Here is a 15,629-nt window from a genome sequence, read left to right on the forward strand (position 1 = left end):
GCTGGGCTCATAACCCAGAGGTCGCAGGTTCAAATCCTGTCCCCGCTACTGAAGACCGAAGGCCCGGATCCTCTGGATCCGGGCCTTCGGCGTTTCCCCGGGACCGGGGCCGGTGGCGACCGGCCGGCCGGGCCCGCGCATGCGGCAAGGGCCGGATCCAGCGGATCCGGCCCTTGCCGTTCGTTTTCGTTCCTACGCGCCCGCGCACTCCGGGCACACGCCGCGGTAGGTGACCTCGACCGCCGAGACCACGAAGCCGAACCGTTCGCCGTCCGGCAGGTCGGCCAGCGGGTTGCCCGCCGGGTGCACGTCGCGGATCGCGCCGCACTGGGCGCACACCAGGTGCTGGTGGGGCCGGTGGGCGTTCGGGTCGTACCGCTTGGCCCGTCGGTCCGTGGAGACCTCCAGGACCTCGCCGAGGGACACGAGCTCGCCCAGGGTGTTGTAGACGGTCGCCCGGGAGATCTCGGGCAGCTTGTCCACCGCGCGCGCGTGGACCTCGTCCGCCGTCAGGTGCACGTGGTCACCGTCGAGCACCTCCGCCACCACGCGCCGCTGTGCGGTCATGCGCCATCCGCGTTCGCGAAGTCGTTCCAGCAGGTCACTCATGGCACCAGCCTAACAGTGAGGGACCGGGTGTAACTCCCGATCACGTGTGGACTTGGATGCTTGCTTGACTTAGACAAAGTCCATCGTAGGATCGAGTACGGCAAAGGCCAAGGACAGGACAGACATGCACGGCATGGCACCAAAGACGCAGGAGGCGCACGTGACGCAGGGACCGCTCACCACGGAGGCCGGGGCTCCGGTCGCCGACAACCAGAACAGCGAGACCGCCGGCGTCGGAGGCCCCGTCCTCGTCCAGGACCAGCTGCTGCTCGAGAAGCTCGCCCACTTCAACCGCGAGCGCATCCCGGAGCGCGTCGTGCACGCCCGCGGCGCCGGCGCGTACGGCACCTTCACGGTGACCGCGGACGTCACGCAGTACACCCGCGCCGCGTTCCTCTCCGAGGTCGGCAAGCAGACCGAAACGTTCCTGCGCTTCTCCACCGTCGCGGGCAACCTCGGTGCCGCCGACGCCGTGCGCGACCCCCGCGGCTGGGCGCTGAAGTTCTACACCGAAGAGGGCAACTACGACCTCGTCGGCAACAACACCCCGGTGTTCTTCATCAAGGACGCCATCAAGTTCCCCGACTTCATCCACACCCAGAAGCGCGACCCGTACACCGGCTCGACCGAGGCGGACAACGTCTGGGACTTCTGGAGCCTGTCGCCCGAGTCCACCCACCAGGTGACCTGGCTGTTCGGCGACCGCGGCATCCCCGCCTCGTACCGCCACATGAACGGCTACGGCTCGCACACGTTCCAGTGGAACAACGAGGCCGGCGAGGTCTTCTGGGTCAAGTACCACTTCAAGACCGACCAGGGCATCAAGAACCTCACCCAGGCCGAGGCCAACCGGCTCGCCGGCGAGGACCCCGACAGCCACCAGCGCGACCTGCGCGAGGCCATCGAGCGCGGCGAGTTCCCGACCTGGACCGTCCAGGTCCAGATCATGCCGGCGGCCGACGCGGCGACCTACCGCTTCAACCCGTTCGACCTCACCAAGGTGTGGCCGCACGAGGACTACCCGCCGATCGAGATCGGCAAGCTGGAGCTCAACCGCAACCCGGAGAACATATTCGCCGAGGTCGAGCAGTCGATCTTCAGCCCGGCGCACTTCGTGCCCGGCATCGGCCCGTCCCCGGACAAGATGCTCCAGGGCCGCCTCTTCGCCTACGGCGACGCCCACCGCTACCGCGTCGGCATCAACGCCGACCACCTGCCGGTGAACCGCCCGCACGCCACCGAGGCGCGCACCAACTCCCGCGACGGCTTCCTCTACGACGGCCGCCACAAGGGCGCGAAGAACTACGAGCCGAACAGCTTCGGCGGCCCGCACCAGATCGACCGCCCGCTGTGGCAGCCGACCCCGGTCTCCGGCGCCACCGGCGACCACGCGGCGCCCGTCCACTCCGAGGACGACGACTTCGTCCAGGCGGGCAACCTCTACCGCCTGATGTCCGAGGACGAGAAGGGCCGTCTGATCGAGAACCTGGCCGGGTTCATCGCCCAGGTCTCCCGTGAGGACATCGCCGAGCGCGCCATCGACAACTTCCGCCAGGCGGACGGCGACTTCGGCAAGCGGCTCCAGGTCGCGGTCCAGGCCCTCCGCGGCTGACCGCTGCTCGCCGAGAGCTGAAGGGCCGGACCCCCGTCGGGGGTCCGGCCCTTCCGGCTATGCCGCCACGGTGCTGCGCCGGGCCGGCACCCAGCAGCGGATGATGTCGCGGACGGACACGATGCCCACGGGTCCGCCGTGCTCCAGCACGATCAGATGCCGGAAGCCGCCGTGGGCCATGGCCTCGGCGGCCTCCTGGAGGGTGGCCTGCGGGGTGCAGAACACGACGTTGTTGGTGGTGTGCGCGCCCACGGACTCCCGGTCGGGGTCGTGTCCCGCGCCGAGGGAGTTGAGGATGTCCCGTTCGGTCAGGATGCCGATGCCGCTGTGGTCGGGGTCGAGGACGACGGCTGCGCCGACCCGGCGGCCGGACATCAGGCAGGCCGCCTGGCGGAGGGTGTGTGCGGGGCCGAGGGTGAGGATCACGGTGCTCATGGCGTCACGGACGATCATGAAGAGAGCCACCTCCTGGGGTGTCCCTCCGCCCGGGTGGGGTGCACGGCGTGCAGGCCGTCCCGGCAGGTCCGGAAGGACCGGAGGGCCGGGACTTAGAGAAGGCCTTCACAAGCGCACAAGCGGAGGATTCTCAGATTCCCACGGCCACGGAGGGTCATCAAGAGGGCGCACCCGGTTGTCCGGGCGCAGGCCCGGCGGCCGTCTCAGGCGCGGGGGCGCAGGTAGCCCAGCATCTCGTCGTGCAGCAATCCGTTCGAGGCCGCCGCGTTCCCGCCGTGGACGCCGTCCACCCCGTCCAGGCTGGTGAACCGGCCGCCCGCCTCCTGCACCACGGCCGCGATCGCCGCCATGTCCCACAGGTTCAACTCCGGCTCCGCACACAGGTCGAGCGAGCCCTCCGCGACCATCATGTACGGCCAGAAGTCCCCGTAGCCGCGCGTGCGCCAGCACTGCCGCGTCAGGTCCAGGAAGCCCTCCAGCCGGCCCTGCTCCTCCCAGCCGCTCAGCGAGGAGTACGCGAACGAGGCGTCCCCCAGCGAACCCACCTGCGACACGCCGATCCGCGTCGGCTCGCCCAGCGCACCCCCGGCGTACGCGCCGGAGCCCTGCGCCGCCCACCAGCGGCGGCCCAGCGCCGGAGCCGAGACCACGCCCACCACCGGCCGGAAGACCCCGTCCGTGCCCTCCTCCATCAGGGAGATCAGCGTCGCCCAGACCGGGACGCCGCGCACGTAGTTCTTCGTGCCGTCGATCGGGTCCACCACCCAGCGGCGCGGGCCGCTGCCCTTCAGGCCGTACTCCTCGCCGAGGATGGCGTCGGCCGGCCGCGCGGCCTCGATCCCCGCCCGCACGGCCTCCTCGGCCGCCCGGTCCGCCTCGCTCACCGGGGTCATGTCCGGCTTCGTCTCGACCTTCAGGTCCAGGGCGCGGAAGCGCTGCATGGTGACGTCGTCCGCCGCGTCGGCGAGTTCGAGGGCGAGGCGCAGGTCATCGTCATAGTCGGGCATGGCCGAACAGTATCGGGACGGCGCAGGGCGGGCGAACGCCGTCCACAGTGCGACCCCGAGGCGCCCTTGACAGGATCTGGCGGTCCGTCAAATCCTGGCGGGGGAGTCGAGCGGGGAGGCACAGATGCCGGCAGCCCGGGAGTCCTTGCTGGAAGCGGCGGGAGTGGCGCTCTTGGCGCGCCCCTGGCCGTCCGTGCGGATGGTCGACGTCGCGGCCGCCGCCGGCGTGTCCCGGCAGACCCTCTACAACGAGTTCGGCGGCAAGGCGGGGCTGGGCCGCGCCCTGGTGCGCCGCGAGGCCGACTGGTACCTCGACGGCGTGGACCGGGTCCTGCGCTCCCCGGCCGGCAGCGGCGAGCGCCTCGCCTCGGTCGCGGAGTGGACCGTGCGGGCCGCCCGCGCCCGTCCGCTCGTACGGGCCCTGCTGACGGGCAGCTGGGACGGGAACCTGCCCGTGCCGCCCGGCCGGGGTGCCCGGCCCGGGGTGCCCGCGCCGGGGCCCGGGGACCTGGCCCGGGCCGTGCGCGACCGGGCCGCGGCCGCGCTCGCCGCGGCGGAGGGGGCGCAGCGCTGCGAGCTCGCCGTGCGCCTCGCGCTGTCGTACGTGATAGCCCCGGCCGAGGAGCAGGGGCTCGCGGAGCTGATGGGGCTGCTGCGGCTGGTCAGTGAGCCGAGCCGGACAGCTGGAGGCCGATGACGCCCAGGATGACCAGCGAGATCGAGACGAGCTTGAGGGTGGAGACCAGGTCGCCGAGGAAGACCATGCCGTAGATGGCCGTGCCGGCGGCCCCGATGCCCGTCCACACCGCGTACGCCGGCCCGACGTCCAGCTTCTTCAGGGCCAGGGTCAGCAGGCCGAAGCTGCCGAGGGCGAAGGCGGCGAAGGCGATCGTCGGCCACAGGCGGGTGAACCCGTGGGACAGCTTGAGGCAGACCGCGAAACCGGTCTCCAGCAGTCCGGCGGCGACGACCAGCAGCCACGCCATGGCGAATGCCTCCCCGCGTCAGGTGACATCGCGTCACACGGTGCGATTAAGCATTTAGCCCGACGATGCGCTCGGCAAACCCGCTCGAACCGGTGCCGGAGGGTCAGTCCCCCTCGCGGCGCTCCCGCGTCCCCAGCAGCCGCCGCAGCGAGAACAGCCGGGCGGGATCCGCATGGCCGTCCGCCACCCACGCGTCGAGCGCGCAGTCCGGCTCGTCGTGGCTGCACGCGCGCGGACAGTCCTCCGTACCGGGGACCAGGTCCGGGAAGGCCAGGATCACCCGGGAGGGGTCCACGTGGTGCAGGCCGAACGAGCGCACGCCCGGGGTGTCGATGACCCAGCCGTCCCCGGAGGGCAGCGGCAGCGCCAGCGCCGAGGTCGTGGTGTGCCGGCCGCGGCCCGTCACCGCGTTGACGTGGCCGGTGGCGCGCTGGCGGCCCTCGCCGACCAGCGAGTTCACCAACGTGGTCTTGCCGACGCCCGAATGGCCGACGAACGCGGTGATCCGGCCGGTCAGCCGCTCGCGCACCCGCTCCGCCGCGTCCCCGGCGGCGAGCTCCTCGCGGTTGGTCACCACGTAGTTCACGCCCAGCGTCGCGTAGATCTCCAGGATCTTGTCCGGGGAGGTCAGGTCCGACTTGGTCAGCACCAGCAGCGGCTCCAGCCCCGCGTCGTACGCGGCCACCAGACAGCGGTCGATCATCCGGGGCCGCGGCTCCGGGTCGGCCAGCGCCGTGACGATCGCCAGCTGGTCGGCGTTGGCGACGACCACCCGCTCGTACGGGTCGTCGTCGTCGGCGGTGCGCCGCAGGACCGACTTGCGCTCCTCGATCCGCACGATCCGCGCCAGGGTGTCCTTGTTGCCGGACAGGTCGCCGACGAGCCAGACCCGGTCGCCGACCACGGCCGCCTTGCGGCCCAGCTCGCGGGCCTTCATGGCGACGACCGTGCGGTCCTCCACCAGACAGGTCAGCCGACCCCGGTCGACCGTCAGGACGAACCCCTCTGCGGCGTCCTCGTGCTTGGGCCGCTTGCTGGTCCGCGGCCGGTTGCCCTTGGGGTTGGGGCGGGAGCGGATGTCGTCCTCGTCGGTGTGCTTGCCGTACCTGCGCATGACGCTGCCCTACGCTCCCGAGCCCGCGAGCATGTCCGTCCACATCCTCGGGAAGTCCGGCAGGGTCTTCGCGGTGGTCGCCACGTTCTCGATCTGCACGCCCTCCACGGCCAAGCCGATCACCGCGCCCGCGGTGGCCATCCGGTGGTCGTCGTAGGTGTGGAAGACGCCGCCGTGCAGCGGGCGCGGCCGGATGTGCAGGCCGTCCTCGGTCTCGGTGACGTCGCCGCCGAGCCCGTTGATCTCCGCGGTCAGCGCCGCCAGCCGGTCCGTCTCGTGCAGGCGCAGGTGCGCCACGCCGCGCAGGGTGGACGGGGAGTCGGCCAGCGCCGCGACGGCCGCGATGCCGGGGGTCAGCTCGCCGACCTCGCGCAGGTCCACGTCGATGCCGTGGATCTTGCCGCTGCCGGTGAAAACCAGCCCCGAGTCCGTCAACTCGCAGGAGCCGCCCATCTCCGTGAAGATCCGCCGCAGCTCGTCGCCGGGCTGCGTGGTGCGGCGCGGCCAGTCCGGAACGGTGACCGTGCCGCCGGTGATCAGGGCCGCGGCCATGAACGGCTGCGCGTTGGACAGGTCCGGCTCGACCACCATGTCGCGGCCCAGCAGCGCGCTCGGCGCGACCCGCCACACGTTCGGCTCGCCGCCCGCCTCGGGGGTGTCGACCTGGGCGCCCGCCGCCCGCAGCATCTCCACCGTCATCCGGATGTGCGGCATCGACGGCAGGGTCGCGCCCACGTGGCGGACCTCCACGCCCTGGTTGAAGCGCGGGGCCGAGAGCAGCAGCGCCGAGACGAACTGCGAGGAGTTGCTCGCGTCGAGCTCCACCGAGCCGCCCTCCAGCGCCCCGCCGCCCTGGACGGTCAGGGGCAGCGCGCCCCGGCCCTCGTCGTCGATGCGGGCGCCCAGGCCCCGCAGGGCCTGGATGACCTGGCCGAGCGGGCGCTCGTAGGAGCGCGGGTCGCCGTCGAAGCGGATGTCGCCGGAGGCGAGGGTGGCGACCGGGGGCAGGAAGCGCATGACCGTGCCGGCGTTGCCGACGTCCACGGTGGCCGGGCCGTGCAGGGCCGCCGGGATGATCCGCCAGGCCTCGCCGCCGTCGCCGCCGCGCGAGCTGGAGGACGCGGTCTCCTCGATGCCGACGCCCATCGCGCGCAGCGCGTCCGACATCAGCTGGGAGTCGCGCGAGCGCAGCGGGCGGCGCACCCAGCCCGGCTCGGCGGCCAGCGCGGCGAGCACGAGGGCGCGGTTGGTGACCGACTTCGACCCGGGCACGGTGACGGTGGCGTGGACGGTTCCGTCGGCGTGCGGGGCAGGCCAGAGGGAAGGGAGCGCGGGGGTCTCGGTCATGGCCACCACTTTAGTGGCTCCGTTGCAGCCCCCATCGTGTTCGAGCCGCGCCCGCGGCACGGTCTCAGAGGGTGAGAAGCCAGCGCCCGCCGCCGATGAGCGAGCACAGCGAGACCACGTGGAACAGCAGCAGCCACACCACCGGGTGGGTGTGGGTCAGCCGCCCCAGCTGATCCGCGTCCGACTCCGGGGCCGCGCCGTGCCGGCGCTGCGCGCCCAGCTCGAAGACCGGCCGGACCCCGCCCAGCAGCAGGAACCACACCACCGCGTACGCGAAGACCGCCTGGACCTCGGCGGAGGCGAGCCAGGACGCCGCCACGAAGGTGCCGCCCGTCAGCACCACCGTCAGCAGGCCCCACGCGTTGCGGACCATCACCAGCAGCGCGAGCAGCAGCGCGGTCGCCGCCCACAGCAGCACCGTGATCCGGTGCGCCGACAGCAGCGCGGCCCCGCCGAGCCCGAGCAGCGGCGGCGCCATGTAGCCGGCGGCGAGCATCAGCACCATCCCCGGGCCGGTCGCCCTGCCGTGGGTGAGGGTGACGCCGCTGGTGTCCGAGTGCAGCCGGATCCCCTGCAGGCGCCGGCCAGTGAGCAGGGCCAGCAGACCGTGGCCGCCCTCGTGGGCGATGGTGATCGCGTTGCGGGAGACCCGCCAGACCGGGTGCGGCGCGACGACGGCCAGCGCGGCCAGGCCCGTCGCGACCACGAGCCACAGGGCCGGCGGGGTCTGTATGCCGGTGAGCCGGTCCCACAGGCCGGCCGGGGTGGTGCTGTCCATAGGGTGGCGGACTCCTTGCGGTGGAGACGGGGGGACATGGCAGTGTGGCAGCCATGTGCGGACGGTATGCAGCCAGTCGCGGCCCCGAGGACCTGGCCGAGGCCTTCGGCGTCGAGCGGTGGGAGCCGGAGGAGTGCCTGGCCCCCGATTTCAACGTGGCGCCGACCAAGCAGGTCCACGTCGTCCTGGACCGCCCCCTCAAAGACGCCGCGAGCCCGCGTCCGGTTCGCCAGCTGCGCGTCCTGAGGTGGGGCCTGGTGCCTTCCTGGGCCCAGAACCCCGACGGTGCAGCCCGGATGATCAACGCCCGGTCCGAGACCCTGGCCGAGAAGCCGTCCTTCCGCCGCCCCTTCGCGCAGCGCCGCTGCATCATCCCCGCCGACGGCTACTACGAGTGGGTCACCGCACACGACGAGCGGCGCCTGGAGGTCGAGGGCAGGAAGAAGCGGGCGCGCAAACAGCCCTACTTCGTCCTGCCCGCCGACGGGTCCGTCTTCGCCATGGCCGGCATATACGAGTTCTGGCGCGACCGGACCCTGCCGGACCAGCACCCGCAGGCCTGGTGGGCGACCTGCTCGGTGATCACCGCCGAGGCCGAGACCGGACCGCTCGCCGCCGCCCCCGCCGACGGGCCGCGCTCCCTGTCCGAGATCCACCCCCGGATGCCGCTCATGCTCACCCCGGACCGCTGGGACGCCTGGCTGGACCCGGCGAACACCGACACCGAGGGCTCCCTGCAGCAGCTGCTCGCGCCCCCGCCGGGCGGGCTGATGCGCGCCTTCCCGGTCTCCACCGCCGTGAGCAACGTACGCAACAACGGCCCCGAGCTGCTCCAGGAACTGGCCGCGCCGGAAGAGGGCACCCTCTTCTAGCTCCTTCCGGCTTCCGGCTTCCGGCTTCCGACTTCCGGCCCCGGCAGGATGGGGCCATGACCACGCGCACCCAGAGCCTCGACACCCCCGCGGGCCCGGCCCGCATCACCTGGCACACCGCCCGCGGCGCCCGGCTCGTCCTCGCCCTCGGCCACGGCGCAGGCGGCGGCATCGAGGCCCGCGACCTGCAGGCGCTGGCCGCCGCCCTGCCGCCCCGCGGCATCACGGTGGCCCTGGTCGAGCAGCCGTGGCGGGTCGCCGGCAAGAAGGTGGCCGCCGCGCCCAAGGTGCTGGACGACGGCTGGCGGGGCCTGTGGCCCGCGCTGGCGAAGCCGGGCCTGCCGGTCGTGGCCGGCGGGCGCAGCGCCGGGGCCCGGGTGGCCTGCCGGACCGCCGCCGAGCTCGACGCGGCCGCCGTGCTCGCGCTCTCCTTCCCGCTGCACCCGCCGGGCAAGCCCGAGAAGTCCCGGGCCGAGGAGCTCACCGGGGCCGGGCGGCCCGCTCTCGTCGTCCAGGGCGGGCGCGACCCCTTCGGCCGGCCCGCGGAGTTCCCGCCGCCGACCGCGCAGACCCCGTACGAGCTCGTCGAGGTGCCGGAGGCCGACCACGGCTTCGCGGTCCCGAAGAAGGCCGGGGTGACCCCGGAGCAGACCCTCACCGTGATCACGGACGCGGTCGCCGCCTGGCTGGACCGGCTGTCCCCGTGATCCGGCCGGCCCGGTCCCGCCCGATGTGACGGACTGCGCACCGCCCCGGCCCCGCCCGGGAATGCCGGGGCCGACTCCCGGTGTTGTGCCGGATGTCGGAACGCAGGGATCGCGTCGGAGGAGTGGGAAGCGCATGACCCAGGTCATCAGCCAGAACCGTCCGCAGGCCGAGGGGCTGGAGTGGACGGTCCTGCCCGGGCCGCGGCGCAGCACGCTCCGGGCGGCGGAGGGCCGGGAAGGTCGACTATTCTCCGATTCGAGCGGGTCCGCTTTCGGAGCCGTCACGCAGTCGGAGGAGGTGGGTCCTGTCGCTGGGACCGACGAAGGCCACGCGGAGGAGACGTCCGCCGAGCGCAACGCGCGCTTCGAGCGGGACGCCCTCGGCTACCTCGACCAGATGTACTCGGCCGCGCTGCGCATGACGCGCAATCCGGCCGACGCCGAGGACCTGGTCCAGGAGACGTATGCCAAGGCGTACGCGTCCTTCCACCAGTTCCGCGAGGGCACCAACCTCAAGGCGTGGCTGTACCGCATTCTGACCAACACGTTCATCAACTCCTACCGCAAGAAGCAGCGCGAGCCGCAGCGCAGCGCCGCGGAGGAGATCGAGGACTGGCAGCTGGCGCGCGCCGAGTCGCACATGTCGACGGGACTGCGTTCCGCCGAGTCGCAGGCGCTCGACCACCTGCCCGATTCGGATGTGAAGGAAGCGCTGCAGGCCATTCCGGAGGAGTTCCGCATCGCGGTCTATCTTGCCGACGTAGAAGGGTTTGCGTACAAGGAGATCGCGGACATCATGGGTACACCCATCGGTACGGTCATGTCGCGACTGCACCGTGGCCGCCGTCAACTCCGCGGAATGCTGGAGGACTATGCCCGCGAGCGCGGGCTGGTCCCCGCCGGCGCGGGAGAGTCGAACGACCTGAAAGGCTCGGGCTCATGAGCTGCGGAGAGCCGCACGAGACGGAGTGCTCGGAGGTACTTGACCACCTCTACGAGTTCCTGGACCACGAGATGCCGGACAGCGACTGCACGAAGTTCGAGACGCACTTCGGCGAGTGCAACCCCTGTCTGGAGAAGTACGGCCTGGAGCAGGCCGTGAAGAAGCTGGTGAAGCGTTGCTGCGGCTCGGACGACGTGCCGAGCGATCTTCGCTCCAAGGTGATGGGGCGGATCGAGCTGATCCGTTCCGGGCAGGCCGTGCCCGACCACGACGTCACCGCGGACCCCGCAGCGGGCTGATCCCGGCCGATCGAACAACCACCCCCGGAAGTGCCCTTCGTTCACCCGAAGGTGCTAATCCGGGGGTGCCCGTATGGCCCCGTACGAAAATGTGCCCCACTTCACGGGAGGGGCCCACCTATTCTCCCCCTTCGGTACCGGTGCGTTGCCGGTAGCGGCTTCCACCGCCCAGGGGAGGAGAGCGCCATGCGGGAACTGCCCCCGGCAGCGCGCGGCCTCGTGCTGTGCACCGTCCTCGCGGCCCTCGCCTGCGCCGCCCCGGTCCTCCTCGACCCCGCCACGGCCGCCGCCACCGCTGCCACCTCCGCCCCCGCCGCCTTCCGGCCGTCCGCCGCGGTGCTCGCGCTGCTCTGCCTCGGCTGCGAGCTGGCCCGTGCCCGCCCCCTGCCGGGCCGCCGCGCCGGGGGTGCCCCCGAGGGCACCGGCCCCTTCTTCCCCGTGCTGCTCGCCGCCGTCTTCCTGCTGCCCCCGGCCGCCGCCGCGCTCACCGCACTGCCCGGCGGGCTCGCGGGGCCGGCGGGCCGGCCCGCCGCCGCGGTGCGCCGGATCTGGCACGCAGCCCAGCAGGCCGTCGCCGCCTGGGCGGCGGGATGGACCTTCGCGCTGCTCGGCGGACCGGCCGCGCTGCCCGGCGGCACGGATCCGGCCGCCCCGGTGACCGCCGACTTCCCGTACGCCCTGCTTCCGGCGGCGGCCGCGGCCGCCGCCTTCTGCCTCGTCCTGACCGCCCTCGACGGGGCCGTCCTCGCCGCCGCGGAGCGCCGGCCCGCGCGGAGCGCCTGGCGCGGGCTGCTCTCCCGGTCCCTGGGCCCGTACTGCGTGCAGGGCGTCGCCGGGCTGATGATGGCCGTCCTGTGGCGCAGCCCCTACGGGCTCCCCGCCGCTCTGCTCGTCCTGCTGCCCCTGTACGTCTCCGCCCGGGTCCTCGGCCGGTACCACCGCGAGCGGGCGGCCCACCAGGCCACGGTCCGGGCACTGGTCCAGGCCGTCGACATCAAGGACCGCTACACGCGCGGCCACGGCGAGCGCGTCGGCCAGGCCTCCGCGATGATCGCCCGCGAACTGGGCATGACGGGGGACCGGCTGGAGACCGTCCGCATCGCCGGGATCCTGCACGACATCGGCAAACTCGGCGTCCCCACCCGGCTGCTGCGCAAGGCCGGGCCGCTGACGCCGCAGGAGCGCCGCGTCATCGAACTGCACCCCGAGTACGGGCACGAGATGGTCCGCGGCATCGGCTTCCTCGGCGAGGCCCGCGCGGCGATCCTGCACCACCACGAGCGGGTCGACGGATCCGGCTACCCCTACGGGCTGACCGGCGAGCAGATCCCGGTGGCGGCCCGGGTGGTGGCGGTCGCCGACGCCTTCGACGCGATGACCTCGACCCGCTCCTACAGCCGGGCCCGGCCGGTGCCGGCCGCGCTGGCCGAGCTGGAGCGGTGTGCGGGGGCCCAGTTCGACCCGGCCATGGTGCGGGCGCTGGTCGACGCAGTGGGCCGGTACGGCTGGCATCCGGTGGTCACCGCCGACGCCGACCTCCCGCCGGCCGCGCCCGGCACCTCCGCCCTGCCCGGGATACCCGCGCAGCCCCGGGAGGCCGCGCAGCCCCGGGAGGCCGCGCAGCCCCGGGAGGCCGCGCAGGGCCGGAAGGCCGCCCCGGCCGCCGCGGCCGAGGGCGGCGACGGCCCGTGAGCGGCGCGGGCGCCACGGGCGCCGCCCCCCGGGCCGTGCGCGCGGCCGCCGCGGTGCTGGCCGCGGCGGGGCTCGGGCACACCCTGTGGCACGGCCTGGTCGAGCCCGGCACCGCGACGGCCTTCGGCGCCCTGATCGCCCTCGGCGAGCTCGCCCGCCGTGACACCCCGGCCGTCCGCGGCCCCGGACCCGGGCAGCCGGCGGCCGAGGACCGCCGGCCCGCGCCGCTCGGCGCCGCCGCGGCCCTCGCGTACGCCCTGCTCGGCCGGGACGCGGCGCAGCCCGCCCACCACGGGGTGCTCCAGACCGTGGCGGTCGTCGTGGCCGCCGCGCTGGTCGGGATCGTCCCGCACATCGCCCGGGGCCGCGGGCCCGCCGCCGACCACCTGGCCCGCCACGTCCTCACCGTCGCCTTCGCCGCCGCCTGCTGCCGGCCGCTGCACAACGCCGGACGCCTCGAGCAGTGGCTCGGCCCAGGCCCCGGGGTGGTCCTCCACCTCGTCCTGGTGCTGCTCCTGACCGCCCTGTGCGACGCCGTGCTCGCCGCCGCCACGGCCCGGGCCCGCCCGGGCCGGCCGTACGGGCCGCTGCTGCGCGACGAGCTGCGCGCCCGGCCGGGCATCGGCTCGGCGATCGGCGCCACCGCCGCCGTGACGGCCCTCGGCGCGGCCGCCGCGGGGCTGTGGGCGCTGCCCGTCTTCTGCGTGCCGCTGCTGCTGGCCCAGCTGTCCTTCCACCGGATCGCCGAGGTCCGCACCGCCTACCGCCAGACCATCACCTCCCTGGCCCGCGCCACCGAGATCGCCGGCTGCACCCGCCCCGGCCACGCCCGCCGGGTCGCCGAGCTGAGCTGCGCCGTCGGCCGGGAGCTGGGGCTGTCGCAGCGGGAGCTCAGGGTGCTGGAGTACGCCGCGCTCATGCACGACATCGGCCAGCTGTCCCTCGTCGACCCGGTCCCGGGCGGCGCCACCGCCCATCTGCCCGCGGCCGAGGCCCGCCGGATCGCCGGGCTCGGCGCGGAGGTGGCCCGGCAGACCGGGGTGCCCGCCGAGGTCGCCGTCGTGGTGGAGCGGCAGGCGGACCCCTACCGGGAGCAGCCCGTCGCCGCACGCATCGTGCGCGCGGTCAACGCGTACGACGACCTGGCCGGCGGGTCCCGTCACCCGGGCGGCTCACTGGCCGCCCTGGAACAGCTCCGGCTCGGTACCGGGCGCGACTACCAACCGGAGGTCGTGGAATGCCTCGCAAGGGTTCTGGCCAGGGGGGGACGTGACAGAGTTGTTCCCGTTCCACCTGGGTAACCCATGGGTAATGAGCGGCCGTCCGAGCGGGCATGGTTGGATGCCAGTAGGAGCGTCCGTGGGTGTCCGCAAGGCTGCACCGTTGTCCCCAAGCAGGCGGGAATCGTGAGGATCTTCGGGAAGGTACGGCATCGGCCCTCCGCCTCGTGGCGGCAGGCCACCGACCGCGCGTTCACGCTGATCGGCGACGGTCGGTACGAGGACGCGGGCGCCCTGCTGACCAGAGCCGCCGACCTGGAGCCCTGGCTGTCGGAGTCCTGGTTCAACCTGGCGCTGCTGCACAAGTTCCGCCACGACTGGGAACAGGCGCGGGCCGCCGGACTGCGCGCCGTGGCCCTGCTCGACCGCGAGGCCGGCGCCCCGGACTGGTGGAACGTCGGCATCGCCGCCACCGCGCTGCAGGACTGGCCGCTGGCCCGGCGCGCCTGGCAGGCGTACGGGCTGAAGGTCCCCGGCGACCCGCACGGCAAGGGCGGCGAACCGGTCGGCATGGAGCTCGGCAGCGCCGCCGTCCGGCTGTCGCCCGAGGGCGAGGCCGAGGTGGTCTGGGGCCGCCGGCTGGACCCGGCCCGCATCGAGGTGCTGTCGATCCCGCTGCCGTCCTCCGGGCGGCGCTGGGGCGAGGTCGTCCTGCACGACGGGGTCCCGCACGGCGAGCGGGTCACCGCGGCCGGGCCCTCGTACCCCGTCTTCGACGAGATCGAGCTGTGGGCGCCGTCCCCGGTACCGACCTGGGTGGTGCTGCTGGAGGCGGCCTCCGAGGCGGACCGCGACGCCCTGGAGCAGCTGGCCTCCGACGCGGGCTTCGCCGCCGAGGACTGGTCCTCCTCCGTGCGGCTGCTGTGCCGGACCTGCTCGGAGAGCGTCATGCCGAGCGGCGAGGGCGACGGCGAGCACCTGGATCCGCACGACCACAGCGAACCGGGCCACCCCGGCCCGCTGGGGCACCGTACGGCCGGCTCCGGTCTGCTGTGGGTCCCGGAGCGCGAATGCGGCATCGCCGCGCCCGCCGGGCTGGTGCGCGGCCTGCTCGACGGCTGGGTCGCCGACAGCCCGGACACCCGGGAGTGGCGGGATCTCGAAGAAGTCTGCTGACGCGGCACCGTAGGCTGTACCGGCACATTGGTGAACGGGTGGATTTACGGAAGGCGTACGTCGGACATGGCGCAGCAGGAGAACGAGGTCGTCGAGGTCGTGAACGACGGGTACGTCGTGGACACCGAGAACTGTGCGGAGCGCGAGCTCGCCCACCGCGAGCGCGGCACCGCCCGCCCGATCACGGTGGTCGGCAACCCGGTGCTGCACCGCGAGTGCAAGGACGTCACCGAGTTCGGCGACGAACTGGCGCAGCTGATCGACGACATGTTCGCCAGCCAGAAGGCCGCCGAGGGCGTGGGCCTGGCCGCCAACCAGATCGGCGTGGACGCCAAGGTCTTCGTCTACGACTGCCCGGACGACGAGGGCGTGCGCCACACCGGTGTCGTGGTCAACCCGAAGCTCGTGGAGCTGCCGGCCGGCTCCCGCGTCCTGGACGACTCCAACGAGGGCTGCCTGTCGGTCCCGACCGCGTACGCCTCCCTGGCCCGTCCGGACTACGCCGAGGTGACCGGCCAGGACGCGCAGGGCAACCCCATCAAGGTCCGCGGCACCGGCTACTTCGCGCGCTGCCTCCAGCACGAGACCGACCACCTGTACGGCTACCTGTACATCGACCGGCTCTCCAAGCGGGACCGCAAGGACGCCCTGCGCCAGATGGCCGAGGGCACCCCGCGCTACGAGACCGTCCCGAACGAGTAGCAGGGAAGTCCACCAAGCGACAGCGGACCGGCCGGGAGCCCGCAGGGCCCCGGCCGGTCCGGTGGTGCGCCGGCGGTCCGCGTGGAAGGACCGCCCGGTCCGGCAGTCC

General features: G+C 73.5%; 17 protein-coding genes. 10 read left to right on the forward strand and 7 right to left on the reverse strand.

What is annotated here, in order from left to right:
• Window positions 1-192: 192 nt before the first annotated feature.
• The gene (locus ABZ924_RS26295; RefSeq protein WP_361914543.1) at window positions 193-609 is read right to left on the reverse strand and encodes a Fur family transcriptional regulator; all 417 of its coding nucleotides are present in this window, start codon (window positions 607-609) and stop codon (window positions 193-195) included.
• 160 nt (window positions 610-769) lie between these two features.
• Here ABZ924_RS26295 and ABZ924_RS26300 point away from each other — a divergent pair, with 160 nt between their 5' ends.
• Window positions 770-2,221: a catalase gene (locus tag ABZ924_RS26300; RefSeq protein WP_361914546.1), complete on the forward strand. Its 1,452-nt coding sequence runs from the start codon at window positions 770-772 to the stop codon at window positions 2,219-2,221.
• A 57-nt stretch (window positions 2,222-2,278) separates the two neighbouring features.
• Here ABZ924_RS26300 and ABZ924_RS26305 read toward each other — a convergent pair whose 3' ends face one another.
• The gene (locus ABZ924_RS26305) at window positions 2,279-2,674 is read right to left on the reverse strand and encodes a CBS domain-containing protein (protein ID WP_361914549.1); all 396 of its coding nucleotides are present in this window, start codon (window positions 2,672-2,674) and stop codon (window positions 2,279-2,281) included.
• A 206-nt stretch (window positions 2,675-2,880) separates the two neighbouring features.
• Window positions 2,881-3,684, reverse strand: a complete 804-nt coding sequence (gene hisN, locus ABZ924_RS26310) for a histidinol-phosphatase (RefSeq protein ID WP_361914552.1) — start codon at window positions 3,682-3,684, stop codon at window positions 2,881-2,883.
• Between the two features lie 124 nt (window positions 3,685-3,808).
• On the opposite strand from hisN, the gene ABZ924_RS26315 reads away from it, so the two are divergent.
• Window positions 3,809-4,381, forward strand: a complete 573-nt coding sequence (locus ABZ924_RS26315; protein ID WP_361914555.1) for a TetR/AcrR family transcriptional regulator — start codon at window positions 3,809-3,811, stop codon at window positions 4,379-4,381.
• On the opposite strand, the gene ABZ924_RS26320 is transcribed toward ABZ924_RS26315, so the two are convergent.
• From ABZ924_RS26320 to ABZ924_RS26335, 4 genes are all read right to left on the reverse strand, one after another.
• The gene (locus tag ABZ924_RS26320; protein WP_361914558.1) at window positions 4,347-4,670 is read right to left on the reverse strand and encodes a multidrug efflux SMR transporter; all 324 of its coding nucleotides are present in this window, start codon (window positions 4,668-4,670) and stop codon (window positions 4,347-4,349) included. The two genes, ABZ924_RS26315 and ABZ924_RS26320, sit on opposite strands and share 35 nt — an antisense overlap.
• A 103-nt stretch (window positions 4,671-4,773) precedes the next feature.
• Window positions 4,774-5,784 (reverse strand): ribosome small subunit-dependent GTPase A, encoded by a 1,011-nt coding sequence (gene rsgA / locus ABZ924_RS26325; RefSeq protein WP_361914561.1) that lies wholly within the window; start codon window positions 5,782-5,784, stop codon window positions 4,774-4,776.
• A gap of 9 nt (window positions 5,785-5,793) precedes the next feature.
• On the reverse strand, window positions 5,794-7,131 hold the full coding sequence (aroA, locus tag ABZ924_RS26330) for a 3-phosphoshikimate 1-carboxyvinyltransferase (protein WP_361914564.1): 1,338 nt from the start codon (window positions 7,129-7,131) through the stop codon (window positions 5,794-5,796).
• Window positions 7,132-7,195: 64 nt separating this feature from the next.
• Complete coding sequence (locus tag ABZ924_RS26335; protein ID WP_361914566.1) at window positions 7,196-7,909, reverse strand: M50 family metallopeptidase; 714 nt, start codon at window positions 7,907-7,909, stop codon at window positions 7,196-7,198.
• 53 nt (window positions 7,910-7,962) lie between these two features.
• On the opposite strand from ABZ924_RS26335, the gene ABZ924_RS26340 reads away from it, so the two are divergent.
• The 8 genes from ABZ924_RS26340 (at window position 7,963) to def (ending at window position 15,520) form a co-directional block, all read left to right on the forward strand.
• Window positions 7,963-8,781: an SOS response-associated peptidase gene (locus ABZ924_RS26340; RefSeq protein WP_361914568.1), complete on the forward strand. Its 819-nt coding sequence runs from the start codon at window positions 7,963-7,965 to the stop codon at window positions 8,779-8,781.
• A gap of 56 nt (window positions 8,782-8,837) precedes the next feature.
• Window positions 8,838-9,488: an alpha/beta family hydrolase gene (locus tag ABZ924_RS26345; protein WP_361914571.1), complete on the forward strand. Its 651-nt coding sequence runs from the start codon at window positions 8,838-8,840 to the stop codon at window positions 9,486-9,488.
• Window positions 9,489-9,786: 298 nt separating this feature from the next.
• Window positions 9,787-10,431, forward strand: a complete 645-nt coding sequence (locus ABZ924_RS26350) for a sigma-70 family RNA polymerase sigma factor (RefSeq protein WP_361914643.1) — start codon at window positions 9,787-9,789, stop codon at window positions 10,429-10,431.
• Window positions 10,428-10,730, forward strand: coding sequence for a mycothiol system anti-sigma-R factor (gene rsrA / locus ABZ924_RS26355; RefSeq protein WP_179172862.1), 303 nt, complete (start codon window positions 10,428-10,430; stop codon window positions 10,728-10,730). The genes ABZ924_RS26350 and rsrA overlap by 4 nt, the downstream gene beginning before the upstream one ends.
• A 186-nt stretch (window positions 10,731-10,916) precedes the next feature.
• Window positions 10,917-12,422: an HD-GYP domain-containing protein gene (locus tag ABZ924_RS26360; RefSeq protein WP_361914574.1), complete on the forward strand. Its 1,506-nt coding sequence runs from the start codon at window positions 10,917-10,919 to the stop codon at window positions 12,420-12,422.
• Window positions 12,419-13,723 (forward strand): HD domain-containing protein, encoded by a 1,305-nt coding sequence (locus ABZ924_RS26365; RefSeq protein ID WP_361914577.1) that lies wholly within the window; start codon window positions 12,419-12,421, stop codon window positions 13,721-13,723. The genes ABZ924_RS26360 and ABZ924_RS26365 overlap by 4 nt, the downstream gene beginning before the upstream one ends.
• A gap of 105 nt (window positions 13,724-13,828) precedes the next feature.
• Window positions 13,829-14,818, forward strand: coding sequence for a hypothetical protein (locus ABZ924_RS26370; RefSeq protein WP_361914580.1), 990 nt, complete (start codon window positions 13,829-13,831; stop codon window positions 14,816-14,818).
• Between the two features lie 66 nt (window positions 14,819-14,884).
• Window positions 14,885-15,520: a peptide deformylase gene (def, locus tag ABZ924_RS26375; protein ID WP_361914582.1), complete on the forward strand. Its 636-nt coding sequence runs from the start codon at window positions 14,885-14,887 to the stop codon at window positions 15,518-15,520.
• The last annotated feature ends 109 nt before the right edge of the window (window positions 15,521-15,629 follow it).

The organism is Streptomyces sp. NPDC046876 (assembly GCF_040645035.1).
GTDB lineage: Bacteria > Actinomycetota > Actinomycetes > Streptomycetales > Streptomycetaceae > Streptomyces.

What these genes read in the sequence shown, in the direction of transcription:
- ABZ924_RS26340 (WP_361914568.1), top strand. Translation starts at nt 7,963, where the DNA reads ATGTGCGGACGGTATGCAGCCAGTCGCGGCCCCGAGGACCTGGCCGAG.
- ABZ924_RS26335 (WP_361914566.1), bottom strand. Translation starts at nt 7,909, where the DNA reads ATGGACAGCACCACCCCGGCCGGCCTGTGGGACCGGCTCACCGGCATA.
- ABZ924_RS26295 (WP_361914543.1), bottom strand. Translation starts at nt 609, where the DNA reads ATGAGTGACCTGCTGGAACGACTTCGCGAACGCGGATGGCGCATGACC.
- hisN (WP_361914552.1), bottom strand. Translation starts at nt 3,684, where the DNA reads ATGCCCGACTATGACGATGACCTGCGCCTCGCCCTCGAACTCGCCGAC.
- ABZ924_RS26345 (WP_361914571.1), top strand. Translation starts at nt 8,838, where the DNA reads ATGACCACGCGCACCCAGAGCCTCGACACCCCCGCGGGCCCGGCCCGC.
- def (WP_361914582.1), top strand. Translation starts at nt 14,885, where the DNA reads ATGGCGCAGCAGGAGAACGAGGTCGTCGAGGTCGTGAACGACGGGTAC.
- ABZ924_RS26320 (WP_361914558.1), bottom strand. Translation starts at nt 4,670, where the DNA reads ATGGCGTGGCTGCTGGTCGTCGCCGCCGGACTGCTGGAGACCGGTTTC.
- ABZ924_RS26315 (WP_361914555.1), top strand. Translation starts at nt 3,809, where the DNA reads ATGCCGGCAGCCCGGGAGTCCTTGCTGGAAGCGGCGGGAGTGGCGCTC.
- aroA (WP_361914564.1), bottom strand. Translation starts at nt 7,131, where the DNA reads ATGACCGAGACCCCCGCGCTCCCTTCCCTCTGGCCTGCCCCGCACGCC.
- rsrA (WP_179172862.1), top strand. Translation starts at nt 10,428, where the DNA reads ATGAGCTGCGGAGAGCCGCACGAGACGGAGTGCTCGGAGGTACTTGAC.
- ABZ924_RS26305 (WP_361914549.1), bottom strand. Translation starts at nt 2,674, where the DNA reads ATGATCGTCCGTGACGCCATGAGCACCGTGATCCTCACCCTCGGCCCC.
- rsgA (WP_361914561.1), bottom strand. Translation starts at nt 5,784, where the DNA reads ATGCGCAGGTACGGCAAGCACACCGACGAGGACGACATCCGCTCCCGC.
- ABZ924_RS26360 (WP_361914574.1), top strand. Translation starts at nt 10,917, where the DNA reads ATGCGGGAACTGCCCCCGGCAGCGCGCGGCCTCGTGCTGTGCACCGTC.